The 19,563-nt window shown below is 61.0% G+C and carries 17 protein-coding genes; 13 read left to right on the forward strand and 4 right to left on the reverse strand.

The window, feature by feature from the left end; translation table 11 throughout:
- Window positions 1-4 precede the first annotated feature (4 nt).
- The 5 genes from BMX59_RS05935 to BMX59_RS05955 are packed head-to-tail and all read left to right on the forward strand — an operon-like array spanning window position 5 to window position 3,992.
- Window positions 5-973, forward strand: coding sequence for a sulfonate ABC transporter substrate-binding protein (locus BMX59_RS05935; RefSeq protein WP_071490434.1), 969 nt, complete (start codon window positions 5-7; stop codon window positions 971-973).
- Window positions 974-998: 25 nt separating this feature from the next.
- Entirely contained in the window at window positions 999-2,147 is a 1,149-nt protein-coding gene (ssuD, locus tag BMX59_RS05940; RefSeq protein WP_071490433.1) for an FMNH2-dependent alkanesulfonate monooxygenase, read from the forward strand.
- Between the two features lie 9 nt (window positions 2,148-2,156).
- Window positions 2,157-2,945, forward strand: a complete 789-nt coding sequence (ssuC, locus tag BMX59_RS05945) for an aliphatic sulfonate ABC transporter permease SsuC (RefSeq protein ID WP_071490432.1) — start codon at window positions 2,157-2,159, stop codon at window positions 2,943-2,945.
- A complete protein-coding gene (gene ssuB, locus BMX59_RS05950) occupies window positions 2,942-3,748 on the forward strand; it encodes an aliphatic sulfonates ABC transporter ATP-binding protein (protein ID WP_092241799.1) in 807 nt (268 codons plus the stop codon). The genes ssuC and ssuB overlap by 4 nt, the downstream gene beginning before the upstream one ends.
- 28 nt (window positions 3,749-3,776) lie before the next feature.
- Window positions 3,777-3,992: a TOBE domain-containing protein gene (locus BMX59_RS05955; protein ID WP_003213899.1), complete on the forward strand. Its 216-nt coding sequence runs from the start codon at window positions 3,777-3,779 to the stop codon at window positions 3,990-3,992.
- Between the two features lie 114 nt (window positions 3,993-4,106).
- On the opposite strand, the gene BMX59_RS05960 is transcribed toward BMX59_RS05955, so the two are convergent.
- Together BMX59_RS05960 and BMX59_RS05965 are read right to left on the reverse strand one after the other, a co-directional pair.
- Window positions 4,107-4,736: a TetR/AcrR family transcriptional regulator gene (locus BMX59_RS05960; RefSeq protein WP_093120529.1), complete on the reverse strand. Its 630-nt coding sequence runs from the start codon at window positions 4,734-4,736 to the stop codon at window positions 4,107-4,109.
- A gap of 147 nt (window positions 4,737-4,883) precedes the next feature.
- Window positions 4,884-6,260, reverse strand: a complete 1,377-nt coding sequence (locus BMX59_RS05965; RefSeq protein ID WP_003213894.1) for a glutamine synthetase family protein — start codon at window positions 6,258-6,260, stop codon at window positions 4,884-4,886.
- Between the two features lie 597 nt (window positions 6,261-6,857).
- Here BMX59_RS05965 and BMX59_RS05975 point away from each other — a divergent pair.
- The 7 genes from BMX59_RS05975 (at window position 6,858) to BMX59_RS06005 (ending at window position 15,181) form a co-directional block, all read left to right on the forward strand.
- Entirely contained in the window at window positions 6,858-8,216 is a 1,359-nt protein-coding gene (locus BMX59_RS05975) for a glutamine synthetase family protein (protein ID WP_003176780.1), read from the forward strand.
- A 58-nt stretch (window positions 8,217-8,274) separates the two neighbouring features.
- Window positions 8,275-9,639, forward strand: a complete 1,365-nt coding sequence (locus BMX59_RS05980; protein ID WP_092241813.1) for an aspartate aminotransferase family protein — start codon at window positions 8,275-8,277, stop codon at window positions 9,637-9,639.
- Window positions 9,640-9,835: 196 nt separating this feature from the next.
- The gene (locus BMX59_RS05985; RefSeq protein WP_093120911.1) at window positions 9,836-10,930 is read left to right on the forward strand and encodes a polyamine ABC transporter substrate-binding protein; all 1,095 of its coding nucleotides are present in this window, start codon (window positions 9,836-9,838) and stop codon (window positions 10,928-10,930) included.
- A gap of 151 nt (window positions 10,931-11,081) precedes the next feature.
- On the forward strand, window positions 11,082-12,176 hold the full coding sequence (locus BMX59_RS05990) for a polyamine ABC transporter substrate-binding protein (protein WP_071490428.1): 1,095 nt from the start codon (window positions 11,082-11,084) through the stop codon (window positions 12,174-12,176).
- A 64-nt stretch (window positions 12,177-12,240) separates the two neighbouring features.
- On the forward strand, window positions 12,241-13,383 hold the full coding sequence (locus tag BMX59_RS05995; protein ID WP_010207336.1) for an ABC transporter ATP-binding protein: 1,143 nt from the start codon (window positions 12,241-12,243) through the stop codon (window positions 13,381-13,383).
- On the forward strand, window positions 13,380-14,300 hold the full coding sequence (locus BMX59_RS06000) for an ABC transporter permease subunit (RefSeq protein WP_092241816.1): 921 nt from the start codon (window positions 13,380-13,382) through the stop codon (window positions 14,298-14,300). The genes BMX59_RS05995 and BMX59_RS06000 overlap by 4 nt, the downstream gene beginning before the upstream one ends.
- A complete protein-coding gene (locus tag BMX59_RS06005; RefSeq protein WP_058426490.1) occupies window positions 14,297-15,181 on the forward strand; it encodes an ABC transporter permease subunit in 885 nt (294 codons plus the stop codon). The genes BMX59_RS06000 and BMX59_RS06005 overlap by 4 nt, the downstream gene beginning before the upstream one ends.
- 102 nt (window positions 15,182-15,283) lie before the next feature.
- Here BMX59_RS06005 and BMX59_RS06010 read toward each other — a convergent pair whose 3' ends face one another.
- Window positions 15,284-15,922, reverse strand: a complete 639-nt coding sequence (locus BMX59_RS06010; RefSeq protein WP_071490426.1) for an HD domain-containing protein — start codon at window positions 15,920-15,922, stop codon at window positions 15,284-15,286.
- Window positions 15,923-16,198: 276 nt separating this feature from the next.
- Between BMX59_RS06010 and BMX59_RS06015 the strand changes: the two genes are divergently transcribed.
- Window positions 16,199-17,164 (forward strand): GlxA family transcriptional regulator, encoded by a 966-nt coding sequence (locus BMX59_RS06015; protein WP_093120535.1) that lies wholly within the window; start codon window positions 16,199-16,201, stop codon window positions 17,162-17,164.
- A gap of 7 nt (window positions 17,165-17,171) precedes the next feature.
- Here BMX59_RS06015 and BMX59_RS06020 read toward each other — a convergent pair whose 3' ends face one another.
- Window positions 17,172-19,535 carry a penicillin acylase family protein gene (locus BMX59_RS06020; RefSeq protein WP_093120538.1) on the reverse strand — a complete coding sequence of 788 codons (2,364 nt, stop codon included), beginning with the start codon at window positions 19,533-19,535 and terminating at the stop codon, window positions 17,172-17,174.
- Window positions 19,536-19,563: the final 28 nt, after the last annotated feature.

Here is a 19,563-nt window from a genome sequence, read left to right on the forward strand (position 1 = left end):
CGCCATGCGCACTGTCATCTTGCGTCGTGGTCTGGTCGCACTGTTTGCTGCGGCTGTGTCCTTCGGCGCCATTGTTCAAGCTCAAGCCGCCGAGACCCTGCGGATCGGCTATCAGAAATACGGCACGTTGGTGCTGCTTAAGGCCAAGGGCACCCTGGAAAAACGCCTGGCGGCCCAGGGCGTTAATGTCCAGTGGACCGAGTTCCCTGGCGGCCCCCAGCTGCTTGAAGGCCTGAATGTCGGCTCCATCGACTTTGGCGTGACCGGCGAAACCCCGCCGGTGTTCGCCCAGGCTGCCGGTGCCGACCTGCTCTACGTGGCCTACGAACCACCGGCGCCGACCAGCGAAGCGATCCTGGTGCCGAAAGACTCACCGATCAAATCCGTGGCCGAGCTCAAGGGCAAGAAAATCGTGCTCAACAAAGGCTCCAACGTGCACTACCTGCTGGTGCGGGCCCTGGAAGATGCCGGCCTGAAATACACCGATGTGCAAACCGTATTCCTGCCGCCCGCCGATGCCCGTGCCGCTTTCGAGCGTGGCAGTGTGGACGCCTGGGTGATCTGGGACCCGTACCAGGCCGCCGCCGAGAAACAACTGCAGGCCCGCACCCTGCGTGACGGCACCGGCATCGCCGACAACCATCAGTTCTACCTGGCGACCAAACCGTATGCCGAACAACACCCGCAAGTGATCAAGGCGCTGGTGGAAGAAGTGCGCGCCGTGGGCGAATGGTCCAAGGCCAACCCCCAGGAAGTCACCGAACAAGTCGCACCGCTGCTCGGTCTGCCGGCTGACATCACCCTGACCTCGGTAAAACGCCAGGGCTACGGCGCGCTGTTCCTGACCCCGGAAGTGGTCGCCGCCCAGCAGAAAATCGCCGACAGCTTCTACCAACTCAAATTGATCCCCAAACCCTTGAGCATCAAGGACGTGATCTGGACGCCACCCGCCGCCGTTGCCAACGCGCCGTAATCCGACTTCTTCAGGAGACAACTCCATGAGCCTCAATATTTTCTGGTTCCTGCCTACCCACGGCGACGGCCATTACCTTGGCACCGCCGAAGGCGCTCGCGCCGTTGACCACGGTTATCTGCAGCAAGTGGCCCAGGCCGCCGATCGCCTGGGATTCGGTGGGGTGCTGATCCCGACCGGGCGCTCCTGCGAAGACTCGTGGCTGGTGGCCGCTTCGCTGATCCCGGTGACCCAGCGCTTGAAATTCCTTGTCGCGCTGCGCCCCGGGATCATTTCCCCGACGGTGGCTGCGCGTCAGGCCGCGACCCTGGATCGTCTGTCCGGTGGCCGTGCGTTGTTCAACCTGGTGACCGGCGGCGATCCGGAAGAATTGGCCGGCGACGGCTTGTTCCTCAGCCATGAGGAGCGCTACCAGGCCTCGGTGGAGTTCACCCGCATCTGGCGCCGTGTGCTGGAAGGCGAGACCGTTGATTACGACGGCGAGCACATCAGCGTCAAAGGCGCCAAGCTGCTTTACCCGCCGATCCAGCAACCGCGTCCGCCACTGTACTTCGGCGGCTCCTCCGAAGCGGCCCAGGACCTGGCAGCCGAGCAGGTGGAAATGGTGTTGACCTGGGGTGAGCCACCGGCCGCTGTCGCGGAAAAAATCGAACAGGTACGCGCCAAGGCCGCCAAGCTCGGGCGTACCGTGCGCTTTGGTATCCGCCTGCATGTGATCGTGCGTGAAACCAACGAAGAAGCATGGAAGGCCGCCGACAAACTGATCTCCCACCTGGATGACGACACCATCGCCCGTGCCCAGGCCTCTTTGGCACGCTTTGATTCTGTCGGCCAGCAACGCATGGCGGCGTTGCATGGCGGCAACCGCGACAACCTCGAAGTCAGCCCCAATCTGTGGGCCGGCGTCGGCCTGGTGCGTGGGGGTGCGGGGACGGCGCTGGTGGGCGATGGCCCGACCGTGGCGGCACGCGTCAAGGAGTACGCCGCGCTGGGTATCGACACGTTTATTTTCTCCGGTTATCCACACCTGGAAGAGTCGTATCGCGTTGCCGAATTGCTGTTCCCTCACTTGGATATCGAGCGACCCGAGCTGCCGAAAAGCGCCGGCTACGTCAGCCCGTTCGGCGAGATGGTCGCCAACGATATCCTTCCCAAAGCTGCGTCACAGAGCTGAGGCCGCCCCATGAGCTATGAAAAACTAAGCCACCGCGTGGCGCCCTGGGTACTGCCGGTGCTATTGCTCGCGGTGTGGCAGTTGTCGGTATCGGCGGGGTGGTTGTCGACCCGTATCCTGCCGGCGCCCAGTGCCGTGATTGCTGCCGGCGTGCATCTGGTCGCCAGCGGTGAGATCTGGACGCACCTGGCGATCAGTGGCTGGCGTGCCGGCCTGGGGTTTGTGATCGGCGGCAGCATCGGCCTGGTCCTGGGCTTTATCACTGGCTTGTCGAAGTGGGGCGAACGCCTGCTGGACAGTTCGGTGCAGATGATCCGCAACGTGCCGCACCTGGCGCTGATTCCGCTGGTGATCCTGTGGTTCGGCATTGATGAGACGGCGAAGATTTTCCTGGTTGCCCTCGGCACGCTGTTCCCGATCTACCTGAATACCTACCACGGCATCCGCAATGTCGACCCGGCGTTGGTGGAGATGTCGCGCAGCTACGGCTTGTCCGGGTTCAGCCTGTTCCGCCAGGTGATCCTGCCGGGTGCGCTGCCGTCGATCCTGGTGGGCGTGCGCTTTGCCCTGGGCTTCATGTGGCTGACGCTGATCGTGGCGGAAACCATATCGGCCAGCTCCGGCATCGGCTACCTGGCGATGAACGCCCGTGAATTCCTGCAAACCGACGTGGTGGTGTTGGCTATCGTGATGTACGCCATCCTCGGCAAACTCGCCGATCTGGCTGCTCGTGGCCTGGAGCGTGTGTGGCTGCGCTGGCACCCGGCCTATCAAGTGAATAAAGGGGGTGCGGCATGACAGCTCAACAACCTCCGCGCCTGCTCAAGGGCATCCCCCTGGCGGTACGCAAGTTGCGCAAGGCCTTTGGCGCACGGGAAGTGCTCAAGGAGATTGACCTGCACATACCTGCCGGCCAATTCGTGGCGGTGGTCGGCCGCAGTGGCTGCGGCAAAAGTACCTTGCTGCGCCTGCTGGCCGGGCTGGACAAAGCCAGCGGCGGCGAGCTGCTGGCCGGTTCCGCACCGCTGAGCGAAGCGCTTGAAGACACGCGGTTGATGTTCCAGGAAGCGCGCCTGTTGCCATGGAAAAAGATCATCGACAACGTCGGCCTTGGCCTTAAAGGCGATTGGCGCCCCAAAGCGTTGGAAGCCCTGGAGGCGGTCGGCCTGGCTGAACGTGCCAACGAGTGGCCGGCGGCGCTGTCCGGTGGGCAGAAGCAACGCGTGGCCCTGGCTCGTGCGCTGATCCACCAACCGCGCCTGCTGTTGCTGGATGAGCCGCTGGGGGCGCTGGATGCCCTGACCCGCATCGAGATGCAGCAACTGATCGAAAACCTGTGGCAGAAGCATGGCTTCACCGTGTTGCTGGTAACCCACGATGTCAGCGAAGCCGTGGCAATTGCCGACCGCGTCATCCTGATCGAAGACGGCGAAATCGGCCTCGACCTGATCGTCGACCTGCCACGCCCGCGTGCACGGGGCTCACATCGCCTGGCCGCGTTGGAAGCTGAAGTGCTCAACCGTGTGCTGTCGTTGCCCGGCTCGCCACCGGAACCCGAACCTGTTTCACCGCTGCCTACGCAATTGCGTTGGGCTCAATAACTCACTCGTCCCCTGAAGGAAGAACACCATGACTATTAAAGCCATCAACGTGCGTAACCAGTTCAAAGGCACCATCAAGGAAATCGTCGAAGGCGACGTGCTGTCGGAAATCGACGTGCAGACCGCGTCCGGCATCGTCACTTCCGTGATCACCACCCGCTCGGTCAAAGAGCTGGAGCTGGTGATTGGCAGCGAAGTGATTGCCTTCGTGAAATCCACCGAGGTGTCGATCGCCAAGTTGTGATCGCGCTTGAGACCGCCATCGGGGGCAAGCCCCCTCCCACATTTTGAATGTATTCACAAGTCAAAGTGTGGGAGGGGGCTTGCCCCCGATGAGGCCGGCCCAGCCCCCACAAAATTAACGCTTGGGCAGATAGGGCGGCAGGTACAGCCCTACATAGGCATCAAACACCCGCATCCCTTCCTCCGCCATGCGCGGCGTGATCAACCCATGCTGATGCACCGAGCGTGCATACACGCGGTCGCTCAACTCCAGCGCCAGCGCGAACACATCCACGTCTTTCGGCAAGGTCGGCACTTCGAAGTGCCGGTTGAACACCGCGAGCATCAAATCTCCCAGCTCCAGATCATGCTGACGATCCGCCTGGGTCACTTCGGTCAGCCCATGCTGGGCCAGGATCAACTGGCGTGCGGCGGCGTCGTGCTCGTAGATGCTGAGCATGCGCTGTTCGACGATGCAGGACAGGTCGCGCCAAAGCTTGAGTGAGTCGTGGTCGATGGGCGCCTGAATCGCCGCCCGGAAAGCGGCATGCACATCGGTGGTCAGAGCTTCCAACAGCGCCGGCACACTGGCGAAGAAGTGATACACCGACGACGGCGGAATCTGCGCCCGCTCGGCCACGCCGTAGATCGACAAACCCGCCACGCCTTCGGCAGCCAGCAAGGTGCGGGCGGCGTCGAGGATCGCGTCGATCCGGGCCTGACTGCGGGCGCGGGGTTTGCGAAGGGCGGCGGGGCGGGTGGTCATGGAAGTCTCCTACAAGGCAGCGGGTATTGTACGCAGAGCCTGAAGATGATCCATACCTGGGGCGAGGGCTTTTGTGGTGAGCGAGTTTGTTGTGGCGAGCAGGCTTGCCACAACAAGCCTGCTCACCACATTTACAGTCGCAACCGCTTACACGGTATGCAGGTACCAGTTGTACTCAAGGTCGGAGATGGAGTGTTCGAACTCTTCCAGCTCACTTTCCTTACAGGCTACGAAGATATCGATGTATTTAGGATCGATGTACTTGGCCATCACCTCGCTGTCGTCCAACTCGCGTAATGCATCGCGCAGGTTGTTCGGCAGGCTTTGCTCGTTTTGCTCGTAGCTGTTGCCTTCCACTGGTGCGCCAGGCTCGATCTTGTTGGTCAGGCCGTGGTGCACGCCTGCCAGGACCGAAGCCATCAGCAGGTAAGGGTTGGCGTCGGCGCCGGCCACGCGGTGTTCGATACGTACGGCATCGGACGAGCCGGTCGGTACGCGAATCGCCACGGTACGGTTGTCCAGGCCCCAGCACGGCGAGTTCGGCACGTAGAACTGTGCGCCGAAACGACGGTAGGAGTTGACGTTGGGGCACAGGAACGCCATCTGGGCGGGCAGGGTCTCGAGCACACCGCCGATCGCGTGACGCAATGCGGCGTTCTGCTCGGGATCCTCGCTGGCAAAAATGTTCTTGCCGTCTTTGTCCAGGATCGAGATGTGTACGTGCAAACCGTTGCCTGCCTGGCCCGGATACGGCTTGGCCATGAAGGTGGTGTCCATCTCATGGTCGTAGGCGATGTTCTTGATCAGGCGCTTGAGCAGTACCGCGTAGTCGCAGGCCTTGATCGGGTCGGCCACGTGGTGCAGGTTCACTTCGAACTGCGCCGGGGCACTTTCCTTGACGATGGCGTCGGCCGGGATGCCTTGTTCTTTCGCACCTTCCAGGATGTCCTGGAGGCAGTCGACATATTCGTCGAGGTCGTCGATCAGGTAGACCTGTGTCGAGTGCGGGCGTTTGCCGGAAATCGGCGAGCGGGGCGGTTGTGGGCGACCGTTCACGTTCTCCTGGTCGATCAGGTAGAACTCAAGCTCGAAGGCGGCGCAGATGGTCAGACCGAGGTCGTCGAATTTGCTTACAACTTGGCGGAGCACTTCGCGCGGATCGGCGAAGAAAGGTTCACCTTCCAGTTCGTGCATGGTCATCAGCAGTTGCGCGGTGGGGCGCTTTTGCCAGGGTTCATTGCACAGGGTGTCGGGGATCGGATAACAGATTCGGTCAGCATCACCGATGTCCAGGCCCAGGCCGGTGCTTTCCACCGTAGAGCCGTTGATATCCAGGGCAAATAAAGAGGCAGGCAGGTTAATGCCCTTCTCGTAAACCTTGTGGAGGCTGGTGCGTTCGATGCGCTTGCCGCGCACCACACCATTCATATCCGCAATTAGAAGGTCTACGTACAGAACCTCAGGATGATCCTTAAGGAACGCGTTCGCTTCGTTAAGCTGAACGGCACGCGGGGGTACCGACATGATGCAACACCTTTGTTGTTAAAAATATCAATCATTGATCTTTTCTGGTTTCAGTCAACCCGAACGGCATGCCGAAGTCAAGCGAGGCCTTTTTTGCCCTAAAAAAGCGCCGTGAAGGCTTTTTTGGGGCTTTTTGGGGCGGTTTTTTGGGTTTGAGAGGCTTGGGACTCGCAGGCTTGAGCGGGCCGTGTTGTATTTTTTACGGGGGTGTTGTGTAAAAAAATGAACAAGGCTAAGCTCGATTCAAACCCATAACAGCAATAATACCGGGGTGCTTCATGTTTCACCTGCCGCCCAACGGCGTCTTGGCCTGCTTCAGCCAGGCTGTGTCATCCGTATTTTCCTCCCGCATGATAGCGCGCCCCCCGGCCAATATTCTTGACGCCCGGTCTACCCTCTTTTTTGCTTCCTCATTTGTCAGAGAGCGGCGTGCGCCCTGCGTGCTGCTCAAGATTGCGCACAACTTTGGCGTGAGGAATGCAACGCAGCAGCAAATGGCAGGTAAGCTCCTACCCTGAACGAAAAAACGACGCGGATGCTGCGTCAAACAACGCCTGGCCTTTAATGGATGCCAGGAAACCCAGCCCAGAGGCATTTATGAGTAACAACCTCGACCAGCTCACCGATTGGTTGAAAGACCACAAGATCACAGAAGTCGAATGCATGATTGGCGACCTCACCGGTATCACCCGGGGCAAGATCTCGCCGACCAACAAGTTCATTGCCGAAAAGGGCATGCGCCTGCCCGAAAGCGTTCTGCTGCAGACCGTGACCGGCGACTATGTCGAAGACGACATCTATTACGAATTGCTCGACCCGGCCGATATCGACATGATCTGCCGCCCCGACCAGAACGCCGTGTTCCTGGTGCCTTGGGCCATCGAGCCGACCGCCCAGGTGATCCACGACACCTACGACAAGCAAGGCAACCCGATCGAGCTGTCGCCGCGCAACGTGCTCAAGAAGGTCCTCAAGCTCTACGCCGACAAAGGCTGGCAGCCCATCGTGGCGCCGGAGATGGAGTTCTACCTGACCAAGCGCTGCGAAGACCCTGACTTCCCGCTGCAACCGCCGATTGGCCGTTCCGGGCGCCCGGAAACCGGTCGCCAGTCCTTCTCTATAGAAGCCGCCAACGAATTCGACCCGTTGTTCGAAGACGTCTACGACTGGTGCGAACTGCAGGAACTGGACCTCGACACCCTGATCCACGAAGACGGCACGGCGCAGATGGAAATCAACTTCCGTCACGGCGATGCCCTGTCCCTGGCCGACCAGATCCTGGTGTTCAAGCGCACCATGCGCGAAGCCGCGCTCAAGCACGACGTGGCCGCCACCTTCATGGCCAAGCCGATGACCGGCGAGCCTGGCAGCGCGATGCACCTGCACCAGAGCATCATCGACATCGCCACCGGCAAGAACGTCTTCTCCAATGAAGACGGGACCATGAGCCAGCTGTTCCTCAATCACATTGGCGGCCTGCAGAAATTCATCCCTGAACTGCTGCCGCTGTTTGCCCCCAACGTGAACTCGTTCCGCCGCTTCCTGCCCGACACCTCGGCGCCGGTCAACGTCGAGTGGGGCGAAGAAAACCGCACCGTCGGCCTGCGCGTACCGGATGCCGGCCCGCAGAACCGCCGTGTGGAAAACCGCCTGCCGGGCGCCGACGCCAACCCGTACCTGGCGATTGCCGCCAGCCTGTTGTGCGGCTACATCGGCATGGTCGAAGGCCATAACCCGAGCGCGCCGGTGGTGGGCCGTGGTTACGAGCGGCGCAACCTGCGCCTGCCGTTGACCATCGAAGACGCCCTGGAGCGCATGGAAAACAGCAAGACCATCGAGAAATACCTGGGTCAGAAATTCATCACAGGCTACGTCGCGGTCAAGCGGGCCGAGCATGAAAACTTCAAGCGCGTGATCAGTTCGTGGGAGCGGGAATTCCTGCTCTTTGCCGTCTGATACGCCGGGCGCGCCCTTTGAACGGCGCGCCCTTTACTGAAAAGTCTAGGAGATTGGTATGTCCAGCAACAACCCGCAAACCCGTGAATGGCAAGCCTTGAGCAGCGATCACCACTTGGCGCCGTTCAGCGACTTCAAGCAATTGAAAGAGAAAGGCCCACGGATCATCACCAAAGCCCACGGCGTTTACCTGTGGGACAGCGAAGGCAACAAGATCCTCGACGGCATGGCCGGCCTGTGGTGCGTGGCGATCGGTTATGGCCGCGATGAACTGGCTGACGCCGCCGCCAGGCAAATGAAAGAACTGCCGTACTACAACCTGTTCTTCCAGACCGCTCACCCGCCAGTGCTGGAACTGGCCAAGGCCATTTCTGACATCGCACCAGCCGGCATGAACCACGTGTTCTTCACCGGTTCCGGCTCCGAAGGCAACGACACCATGTTGCGCATGGTCCGCCACTACTGGGCGATCAAGGGCCAGCCGAACAAGAAAACCATCATCAGCCGCAAGAATGGCTACCACGGTTCCACCGTGGCCGGCGCCAGCCTGGGCGGCATGACCTATATGCACGAGCAGGGCGACTTGCCGATCCCGGGCATCACTCACATCGCCCAGCCGTACTGGTTTGGCGAAGGCGGCGACATGAGCCCCGAAGAATTCGGCGTGTGGGCTGCCAACCAGTTGGAAGAAAAGATCCTGGAGCTGGGCGTGGACAACGTCGGCGCCTTTATTGCAGAGCCGATCCAGGGTGCCGGTGGCGTGATCGTGCCGCCGGCAACCTACTGGCCGCGCATCAAGGAAATCCTCGCCAAGTACGACATTCTGTTTATCGCCGACGAAGTGATCTGCGGTTTCGGCCGCACCGGTGAGTGGTTCGGTAGCGACTTCTACGACCTCAAGCCCCACATGATGACCATCGCCAAGGGCCTGACCTCGGGCTACATCCCCATGGGCGGCCTGATCGTGCGCGATGACGTGGTGGCGGTGCTCAACGAAGGTGGTGATTTCAACCACGGCTTCACCTACTCCGGTCACCCGGTGGCCGCTGCAGTGGCGCTGGAAAACATCCGCATCATGCGCGATGAAAAAATCGTTAACCGTGTGCATGATGAAACGGCACCGTATTTGCAGAAACGTCTGAGGGAGTTGGCGGATCATCCGCTGGTGGGCGAAGTGCGCGGCGTGGGCATGCTCGGTGCCATTGAACTGGTGCAGGACAAGGCCACCCGCAAGCGCTACGAAGGCAAGGGTGTCGGCATGATCTGCCGCACGTTCTGCTTCGAAAATGGCCTGATCATGCGCGCCGTGGGTGACACCATGATCATTTCGCCGCCGCTGGTGATCAGCAAGGCAGAAATCGACGAGCTGGTGACCAAGGCTCGGCAGTGCCTGGACCTGACTTTGGCGGCATTGCAGGGCTAAGTGCTAGGCTCAGAACGCAGCGGCTTTCGGGTGCTGCGTTCAGGGCAGTTATAAATGAGGCTTTGGTTGAAAGCCGGCCTCGGAACTTGCCAGACTGTCGCCCTGTTTTGTTGCCCTTTGGCTGGGCTACTCAACATTGAAAGCTTGTGGCCCAAAAAAGAAAAAATCGGAGCATCACCAAATGAAGGCATTAGGTTTGAAGAACGCTGGCAAGACCCTCCTCGCCTTGTCCCTGATGGGCGCAATGGCGGGCGCGGCCCAGGCAGACGATAAAGTGCTGCACGTCTACAACTGGTCCGACTACATTGCACCGGACACCATCGCCAACTTTGAAAAAGAGTCGGGCATCAAGGTGGTGTACGACGTTTTTGACAGCAACGAAACCCTGGAAGCCAAGTTGCTGGCAGGCAAGTCCGGTTACGACATCGTCGTGCCGTCGAACAATTTCCTCGCCAAGCAGATCAAGGCCGGTGTCTACCAGGAGCTGGACAAGTCCAAGCTGTCCAACTATGACAACCTGAACAAATCCCTGCTCAAGGCCGTGTCGGTCAGCGACCCGGACAACAAGCACGCCTTCCCGTACATGTGGGGCTCGATCGGCATCGGCTACAACCCGGAGAAGGTCAAGGCCGCGCTGGGCGTGGACAAGATCGACTCGTGGGACGTGCTGCTCAAGCCTGAAAACATCGCCAAGCTCAAAAGCTGCGGCGTGAGCTTCCTCGATTCGCCAACCGAAATGCTGCCGATCGCGCTGCACTACCTGGGCCTGCCGACCGACAGCCAGAAGAAAGACGACCTCAAGCAAGCCGAAGCGCTGTTCCTGAAGATCCGTCCTTCGATCGGCTACTTCCACTCGTCCAAGTACATTTCCGACCTGGCCAACGGCAACATCTGCGTGGCCGTGGGTTACTCGGGTGACATCCAGCAGGCCAAATCCCGCGCGGCCGAAGCCGGTGGCAAGGTCAAGGTGGCCTATGACATTCCGAAAGAAGGCGCTGGCAGCTTCTTCGACATGGTCGCCATCCCTAAAGATGCCGAGAACGTCGACGCGGCCTACAAGTTCATGAACTACCTGCTCAAGCCGGAAGTCATGGCGTCGATCACCAACAGCGTGCGTTTCCCGAACGGTAACGAGAAGGCCACCGCACTGGTCGACAAAGATATCACCAGCGACCCGGGCATCTACCCGCCAGCGGAAGTGCAGGCCAAGCTCTACGCCATTGCCGACCTGCCGGCTGCGACCCAGCGTGAAATGACACGCAGCTGGACCAAGATCAAGTCCGGTAAGTAAGCCCTGAAACCGGTGGAGGGGCAGTTTGACTGCCCCTCTCACAAATTAAATAACAGAAAGTTTTGCCGGATCGGTTTATCGAGGGTAAGTTGCGCGCCGGTTTTGTTGCCGGGCAACAACTTTGGGCCCAACTATTTAAGAGGACCTCCACTTGCCAATTTCTTTATTTCGCAAAGCCATGCTGGTGGGTGCAGGTATCACGCTGACGTTGAGCGTACAGGCCGCACCGACCGTGCATATTTATAACTGGTCGGATTACATCGGCGACGACACCCTGGCCAACTTCGAAAAGGCCAGCGGCATCAAGCCCGTGTATGACGTGTTTGACTCCAACGAAACCCTGGAAGGCAAGCTGCTGGCCGGGCGTACCGGCTACGACGTGGTGGTGCCGTCCAACCACTTCCTGGGCAAGCAGATCAAGGCCGGGGCATTCCAGAAGCTCGACAAGTCGTTGCTGACAAATTACGCCAACCTTGACCCGGCGCTGCTCAAGCGCCTGGAAAAAAACGACCCGGGCAACCAGTACGCCGTACCGTACCTGTGGGGCACCAATGGCATCGGCTACAACGTCGATAAAGTGAAGGAAGTGCTGGGCGTCGACCATATCGATTCCTGGGCCGTGCTGTTCGAGCCGGAAAACATGAAGAAACTGGCGACGTGCGGCGTGTCGTTCATGGACTCGGCGGACGAAATGCTGCCGGCAGTGCTCAACTACATGGGCCTGAACCCCAACAGCGAGAACCCTGAAGACTACAAGAAGGCCGAAGCCAAGCTGCTCAAAGTGCGGCCCTACGTGACCTACTTCCATTCTTCCAAATACATCTCGGACCTGGCCAACGGCAACATCTGCGTGGCGGCCGGGTTCTCCGGCGATGTGTTCCAGGCCAAGGCTCGCGCAAGCGAAGCGGGCAAGGGCGTGAACATCGCCTACGCGATTCCGAAGGAAGGCGGCAACCTGTGGTTCGACGTGCTGGCCATCCCCAAGGATGCCACCAACGTCAAAGAAGCCCACGCCTTCATCAACTATTTGCTGCAACCTGAGGTGATCGCCCAGGTCAGTGATTACGTCGGTTACGCCAACCCTAACCCAGGGGCGGACAAACTGATGAAGCAATCGATACGCACGGACGAAGCGGTTTACCCACCGCAGGCGGTACTCGACAGGACCTTCGTCAACTTCGAGCTACCCCCGAAAGTGCAACGTTTGATGACCCGTAGCTGGACCAAGGTCAAGACGGGCAAGTAAGGCTCAAACTATCCAAGGTTCGCCCGCCTCGGGCGCACAGAAATTTTTGTTGGGAGTTTCGTAAATGGCAGTTGCCTCCGGCGCCTATAAGAAAGCCCTCGAAGGGGACCAGACACCGAAGAAGGTGCTGGTCAAAATCGACCGGGTCACGAAGAAGTTCGACGAGACGATTGCCGTGGACGACGTGTCCCTGGAAATCAAGAAGGGCGAGATCTTCGCCCTGCTCGGCGGTTCGGGTTCGGGCAAGTCCACCTTGCTGCGCATGCTCGCAGGTTTCGAGCGCCCGACCGAGGGCCGCATCTACCTCGACGGCGAGGACATCACCGACATGCCGCCCTACGAGCGGCCGATCAACATGATGTTCCAGTCCTACGCCCTGTTCCCGCACATGACCGTGGCGCAGAACATCGCCTTCGGCCTGCAACAGGACAAGATCCCCAAGGCCGAGATCGACGCCCGCGTGGCCGAGATGCTCAAACTGGTGCAGATGAGCCAGTACGCCAAGCGCAAGCCGCACCAGTTGTCCGGTGGCCAGCGCCAGCGTGTGGCCCTGGCCCGTTCCCTGGCCAAGCGTCCGAAACTGCTGTTGCTCGATGAGCCCATGGGCGCTCTCGACAAGAAGCTGCGTTCGCAGATGCAACTGGAGTTGGTGGAGATCATCGAGCGCGTGGGCGTGACCTGCGTGATGGTGACCCACGACCAGGAAGAGGCCATGACCATGGCCGAGCGCATCGCGATCATGCACCTGGGCTGGATCGCCCAGATCGGCAGCCCGATCGACATTTACGAAACGCCTACCAGCCGCCTGGTGTGCGAGTTCATCGGCAACGTCAACATCTTCGACACCCAAGTGGTCGATGACGCCGAAGGCCACGCGGTGCTCAAGTGCCCGGACCTGGACCGCGACATCTATGTGGGCTACGGCATCGCCACCTCGGTGGAAGACAAGTCGGTAACCTACGCCATCCGCCCGGAAAAACTGTTGGTCACCACCGAAATGCCGACCTGCGAGCACAACTGGTCCAGCGGCAAGGTGCACGATATTGCCTACCTGGGCGGCCATTCGGTGTTCTACGTGGAGTTGCCGAGCGGCAAGCTGGTGCAGTCCTTTGTGGCCAACGCCGAGCGCCGTGGCCAGCGGCCAACCTGGGGTGACCAGGTCTACGTATGGTGGGAAGACGACAGCGGCGTGGTACTGCGCTCATGAACATGAAGAAGCTCAAGCGCCGCCTGCAACGAATAACGCCCAGTGGTCGTCATGCGGTCATTGGCATTCCCTTCCTGTGGCTGTTCCTGTTCTTCATGCTGCCGTTCTTCATCGTCCTGAAGATCAGTTTTGCCGAAGCCGACGTGGCGATCCCGCCGTATACCGAGATCTACACCTTCGTTGAGCAGAAACTGCAGTTGGTGCTCAACCTGGGCAACTACGCGATGCTCGGCGACGACGAGTTGTACATCGCTGCGTACCTGGGCTCGCTGAAAATGGCGTTCTTCAGCACGCTGCTGTGCCTGTTGATCGGCTACCCGATGGCCTATGCCATCGCCAGTGCGCGCAAAGAGATGCAGACCGTGCTGGTGCTGCTGATCATGATGCCGACCTGGACCGCGATCCTGATCCGCGTGTATGCGTGGATGGGCATCCTCAGCAACAACGGTTTGCTCAATGGCTTCCTGCTGTCCATCGGGTTGATCAACGAGCCGCTGCAGATCCTCAACACCAACATCGCGGTGTATATCGGCGTGGTCTATTCGTACCTGCCATTCATGATCCTGCCGCTGTACGCCAACCTGGTGAAACACGACCAGAGCCTGCTGGAAGCCGCTTCGGACCTGGGTTCGAGCACCTTCAACAGCTTCTGGAAGATCACCGTGCCGCTGTCCAAGAACGGCATCATCGCCGGTTGCATGCTGGTGTTCATCCCCGTCGTGGGCGAGTTCGTGATCCCGGAACTGCTGGGCGGCCCGGAAACCCTGATGATCGGTAAAGTGTTGTGGCAAGAGTTCTTCAACAACCGTGACTGGCCGGTGGCCTCTGCCCTGGCGGTGGTGATGCTGGCGATCCTGATCGTGCCGATCATCCTGTTCAACCGCAGCCAAGCCAAAGAGATGGAGGGCAAGGTATGAAGCGCTTCAGTTTCTCGAGTTTCATGCTGGTGGCGGGGTTGCTGTTCATCTACCTGCCGATGCTGATCCTGGTGATCTACTCGTTCAACGAATCCAAGCTGGTGACAGTGTGGGGCGGTTGGTCGATCAAGTGGTACGTGGGCCTTCTGGACAACACCCAGTTGATGGGCTCTGTGGCGCGTTCCCTGGAAATCGCCTGCTACACGGCAGTGGCCGCGGTAGCGCTGGGCACCCTGGCGGCCTTCGTGCTGACGCGCATCAGCCAGTTCAAGGGCCGCACGCTGTTTGGCGGCCTGGTGACCGCGCCATTGGTGATGCCCGAGGTGATCACCGGTCTGTCGCTGTTGCTGCTGTTCGTGGCCATGGCGCAGATGATCGGCTGGCCCCAGGAGCGTGGCATCGTCACCATCTGGATCGCCCACACCACGTTCTGCGCGGCGTATGTGGCGGTGGTGGTGTCGGCGCGCTTGCGTGAGCTGGACCTGTCGATCGAAGAAGCGGCGATGGACCTGGGTGCGCGGCCGTGGAAGGTGTTCTTCCTGATCACCATCCCGATGATTGCGCCGTCGCTGGCGGCGGGCGGCATGATGTCGTTCGCGTTGTCCCTGGATGACCTTGTGCTTGCCAGTTTCGTATCGGGCCCGGGCTCGACGACCCTGCCGATGGAAGTGTTCTCGGCGGTGCGCCTTGGGGTCAAACCCGAAATCAACGCCGTGGCCAGCCTGATCCTGCTGGCGGTGTCGCTGGTGACCTTCCTGGTGTGGTTCTTCAGCCGGCGTGCCGAAGAGATGCGCAAGAAGGCCATTCAGCAAGCGATTGAAGAAGCCGCTGCCGATGGCTGGCAGCAGCCGGACAAGCGCCGGGCAGCTGCACCGGTCTAAATGTGGGAGGGGGCTTGCCCCCGATGACAGTGTGTCAGCCAATGGATATGTGGCTGATGCTCCGCTATCGGGGGCAAGCCCCCTCCCACGTTTGACTGCATTTCAAGTCCAGGGCGACTTGCGGATCACCTCCACAAAATTCATCGGTTTGAACCCTGGCTCCTGATCCACCAGCACATCCGTCTTCACGTTGCCGAACGTGGTCTGAGGACGATGGCGCAAGCCGTCGGCAAACGCGCAGATGATGCACTCCTTGAACCCCTCGCCGCGTGGGTGCGCATGCACCACGGCTTCGCGCTGCAAGCTGGAAAACGCGGCGTAGTCCATGCCCAGCACGTCCATTTCGACGCCGGCCGTCACCAGTGCCACAGTCGGGCGCAAATGCTGCGGCACGCCCGGCGTGGTGTGCAGGGCGATGGACAGCCACACCTGTTCGATATCGTCATCGCTCAGCCCGTACGGCTTGAGGAACGCGGCTGCGGCGTTGGCGCCATCCACTTCGAAGCGCTCGTTGTCACTGCGATGCCCCTCCACCAGGCCCAAGTCATGGAACATCGCGCCGACGTAAAGCAGCTCCGGGTTGTAGGCCAGTTGCTTGCGTTCACCGCTCAAGGCGCCGAACAGGAATACCCGGCGCGAGTGGTGGTAGAGCAGGTCGGATTCGACGTCGCGGATGTATTCGGTGGTGGCCTTGGCCAGGGCGCTGTCCGGAATCGGGATGCCGGCGATGGTGGTGGTCATGGTGGTTCTCCTCAACAAAGCGCCGGGGGTGGCGCCGATGAGTCCAGTCTGTTCGCGTGCCCGCCAAGGGGCCATCGCGGCGGGGGAGCGATCCCGGCCAATGTGCTGGCATATCACGCCAAGGGTGTACTCGGGCAAATGTGGGCGCTGGCTTGTCGGATCGCCGCACCGCTGCGATATCATCACCTCGGTATACCTGATGGACCGAGTCGCTTGCATCGCAGGCAAGCCAGCTCCCGCAGGGTTTTGCGTTCGCCCGGACATAAAGGTCTACCCATGCAAAAAACCGTCGCCATCCTGATCTTCCCCGGCGTCCAGTCACTGGACGTGAGCGGTCCCATGGACGTGTTCTGCGAAGCCAACCGTTTTCTGCCGTCGCAGGATCATTACCGGTTGGACGTCATCGGCTTCGGTCACGGCAACATGGTTGCTTCCAACGGCCTGTCATTGCAGGCCCACCGGCACTACAGCGAAGCGTTGCAAGCATATGACCTGCTGCTGGTGGCGGGTGGTCCGCAGTTGCCCTTCGAAGACTTCGGCGCCGAGTTCGATGCTTGGTTGCGTGGCGCCACGGCGCGTGCGCAGCGCTTCGGCTCGATCTGCAACGGCGCTTTCCTGCTGGCCCGCGCCGGGCTGCTGGACGGGAAAACCGTCACCACCCACTGGAACGATGCGGCGGATCTGGCGCGCTTGTGCCCCACGGCTCAGGTCGAAGCCGACCGTCTCTACGTGCAGGACGGCAGTCTCTACACCTCGGCCGGGGTCACGGCGGGCATCGATCTGTCGTTGTATCTGTTGGCCCAGGATCATGGCCCGGAAGTCGCGCTGAGCGTGGCCAAGCGCCTGGTGGTGTTCACCCAGCGGTCGGGCGGGCAGTCGCAGTTCAGCCCGTTTCTGACGCCCCACGCCGAAACCACCTCGGCGGTAGCGCTGGTGCAGTTGTATGTGTTGGCGAACCTGACCGGGGACCTGACCATTGCCGATCTGGCCAAGGCCGCGAACATGAGCGCACGCAACTTCTCCCGGGTGTTTGCCCGTGAGGCGCGGATCACGCCGGCGGAGTTTGTCGAGCGGGCGCGGGTGGATGCGGCGCGGGTCATGCTGGAAAGCAGCCCCGCACCGCTCAAGACCGTGGCCTACCAATGCGGCTTTCGCGACGCCCAGCACATGCGCAGTGTGTTCAACCGCCGCCTGGGCGTGACGCCGCAACAGTTCCGGCTTAACTTTGCGGCGCCGGTATAGGCGCCGGTTACTGCGGCGCGCGCGCGGGCAACAGCTTCAGTGTCCCGCGCGTATTGGCCGTCACTTCCTCATCGGTGAAATGCGCCTGTTCGTAGCCACCTTCAATGTAGGTTTCGGCCTGGTCGCTGTAGTGTCGGTCAAACGGCACGCCACTTTGCCCGACCGGGTTGATGGTCAGTGCGTGAGCCGCATCGGCGAAGTCGATCAAGCGGCGGGTCGAGGGGCCGTAGGTGACCGGCCACGGCGCCGGGCCGATCATGGCCGACTGGTTGTTCGGCACTTCATGGGTGCCCGGCGCAGGGAACGGGCCGACGTTGAACACCTTGTCCAAAGGCTTCTGCATGCCCAATGGATGGCCGTGGGTCAGGGTATGCGCGGTGCCCCACTGCCATTGGCCCGGGTCATCGCCGAGGGTGGCCTTGAGGTGCGCGAGGCTGTTGTCCCAGGCGAGCTTGACGGTGTCGGCGCGCTTGCCATCCCACCACGGTGAGTCCGGCGTGGCGGCCAGGCGTGGCAGGGCGGCATCGATCACGCGGGTGGTGAGCAGGGTCTTGAACATGCCGTCGCCGAGTTTCGGGTGGAAGGCCGCGTCGGCCAGGTTGAACAGGAACTGGTTGAACAGCGTGGCGCTGGTGGAGTCCAGCGGGTAGTCACCTTTCCAACGTGCAAGCTGCTCCATCAGTTTCAACTCTGCCGGGTCCTTGACCACCTCACGCAGTACCGGCAACAGCGGCGCCAGCAGGCGCGGGCCGAAAGCGGTGGTGGTGCCCAGTTGCAAGGCCTGGCTGTTGTTCACGTCCCATTTCACGCTCTTGTCGCTCAACTGCGTATTCAACTGCTGGCCACGGTCGGCCAGGTTGTAATAGCCGGGGATCTCCATACCGGTGGGCGACGCGGGCTGCGCATTGGCCGACACCACATAGCCGCGTGCCGGGTTTTCTTCCTGCGGGTTGGCGCTGAAGGGGTAGAAACCCGGTTTATCGGCCTGTTCGGTACTGCCATCGAGGATGAAACCGGGGTTGATTCCGGCCGGGCGAATCGGCAGTTGCGCCGCCGCCCACCAGCCGATATCGCCCTTGGCGTTGGCCCACACGATATTCAGGCCCGGCGCGGACACCTTGGCTGCAGCGGCTCGCGCCTTGGCCAGCGTGTCGGCGCGGTTGAGCTGGTAGAAGCCTTCGAGGATAGGGTTCTGGGTATCGAGGAACGCCCACCACATGGCAATCGGGGTCTTGCCGGCGTTCTCGCCGAGCACGTCATTGATGATCGGGCCGTGGGGCGATTGGCGCAGGGTCAACGTCACCGGCGCCTGGCCCTTCACCGCGATCTGTTGCTCGGTGCGGGTCATGTCGACCCACTGGCCGTGGTACCAGACCTGGTTGGCATTGTCCGGGTTGACCTTCTCGGCGATCAGGTCGAGGTCGTCGTTCTGGAACATGGTCAGGCTCCAGCCGAAATCCAGGTTGTGTCCCAGGAATGCCATCGGCACCAGTGCGTTGTGATAGCCATACAGCTCGAAACCCGGCGCCGACAGCTGCGCTTCGTACCACACCGATGGCACCGAGAAACGAATATGCGGGTCACCCGCCAGCAACGGCTTGCCGCTCTTGGTACGGTTGCCGCTGATGGCCCAGGCGTTACTGCCTTCGAACTGCGGCAGGCCGTTGTCGGCCAGGGCCTGTTCGCTCAGTGACGCGAGGGCGCCGAGGGTCTGCCAGTCGCTGGCGGCGAGGTTGAGGGCGCCCTTGGGCTGCCAGTCGAGGTCAAAGATTTTCAGGTAGTCGCTGCCCAACTGGTCGCGTACGTAAGTCAGCAAAGGCTCGGTGCGAAACGCGGCGGCAAAGCTGTAGGCCATATACCCGGCGACGCTGATGGTGTCTTCGGCGGTGAACGGCCGCTTGGGGATGCCCAGCACGTCGAACTCCATCGGGCGGGCGTGGCTGTCCTGATACTGGTTGATCCCGTCCAGATAGGCTTGCAGGGCCTTCCAGTGCGCCGACTCATGATCCAGTTGCGCCACATAGGTCGCGGCGCGGTCGCGAATGCGCAGGCTGCGCAACAGTTTGTCGGTCTCCAGCACCTTCGGTCCGAGCACTTCGGCCAGTTCGCCACGCGCCAGGCGCCGCATGATTTCCATCTGGAACAGACGGTCCTGGGCATGCACATAGCCCAGGGCGCGATACAGGTCGGTTTCGTTCTCGGCGCGGATATGCGGCACGCCACGGTCGTCGTAGCGCACCGTGACCGAGCCTTGCAGGTTGGCCAGCGTCACCGTGCCCTGGCGGGTGGGCTGCTTGCTATAGACGTATGCGCCTGCGCCAAGGGCAGCCAGCACGACCAGAACCGCGAACACCTGCAAGACGCGCTTCATGAACATTCCTTACCAAGAGAGAGGCGGG

The organism is Pseudomonas sp. NFR09 (assembly GCF_900111535.1).
Taxonomy (GTDB): domain Bacteria; phylum Pseudomonadota; class Gammaproteobacteria; order Pseudomonadales; family Pseudomonadaceae; genus Aquipseudomonas; species Aquipseudomonas extremorientalis.

Bases quoted from the DNA above. Each gene is read 5' to 3' on its own strand.
- BMX59_RS05935 (WP_071490434.1), top strand. From the start codon at position 5: ATGCGCACTGTCATCTTGCGTCGTGGTCTGGTCGCACTGTTTGCTGCG.
- ssuD (WP_071490433.1), top strand. From the start codon at position 999: ATGAGCCTCAATATTTTCTGGTTCCTGCCTACCCACGGCGACGGCCAT.
- ssuC (WP_071490432.1), top strand. From the start codon at position 2,157: ATGAGCTATGAAAAACTAAGCCACCGCGTGGCGCCCTGGGTACTGCCG.
- ssuB (WP_092241799.1), top strand. From the start codon at position 2,942: ATGACAGCTCAACAACCTCCGCGCCTGCTCAAGGGCATCCCCCTGGCG.
- BMX59_RS05955 (WP_003213899.1), top strand. From the start codon at position 3,777: ATGACTATTAAAGCCATCAACGTGCGTAACCAGTTCAAAGGCACCATC.
- BMX59_RS05960 (WP_093120529.1), bottom strand. From the start codon at position 4,736: ATGACCACCCGCCCCGCCGCCCTTCGCAAACCCCGCGCCCGCAGTCAG.
- BMX59_RS05965 (WP_003213894.1), bottom strand. From the start codon at position 6,260: ATGTCGGTACCCCCGCGTGCCGTTCAGCTTAACGAAGCGAACGCGTTC.
- BMX59_RS05975 (WP_003176780.1), top strand. From the start codon at position 6,858: ATGAGTAACAACCTCGACCAGCTCACCGATTGGTTGAAAGACCACAAG.
- BMX59_RS05980 (WP_092241813.1), top strand. From the start codon at position 8,275: ATGTCCAGCAACAACCCGCAAACCCGTGAATGGCAAGCCTTGAGCAGC.
- BMX59_RS05995 (WP_010207336.1), top strand. From the start codon at position 12,241: ATGGCAGTTGCCTCCGGCGCCTATAAGAAAGCCCTCGAAGGGGACCAG.
- BMX59_RS06000 (WP_092241816.1), top strand. From the start codon at position 13,380: ATGAACATGAAGAAGCTCAAGCGCCGCCTGCAACGAATAACGCCCAGT.
- BMX59_RS06005 (WP_058426490.1), top strand. From the start codon at position 14,297: ATGAAGCGCTTCAGTTTCTCGAGTTTCATGCTGGTGGCGGGGTTGCTG.
- BMX59_RS06010 (WP_071490426.1), bottom strand. From the start codon at position 15,922: ATGACCACCACCATCGCCGGCATCCCGATTCCGGACAGCGCCCTGGCC.
- BMX59_RS06015 (WP_093120535.1), top strand. From the start codon at position 16,199: ATGCAAAAAACCGTCGCCATCCTGATCTTCCCCGGCGTCCAGTCACTG.
- BMX59_RS06020 (WP_093120538.1), bottom strand. From the start codon at position 19,535: ATGAAGCGCGTCTTGCAGGTGTTCGCGGTTCTGGTCGTGCTGGCTGCC.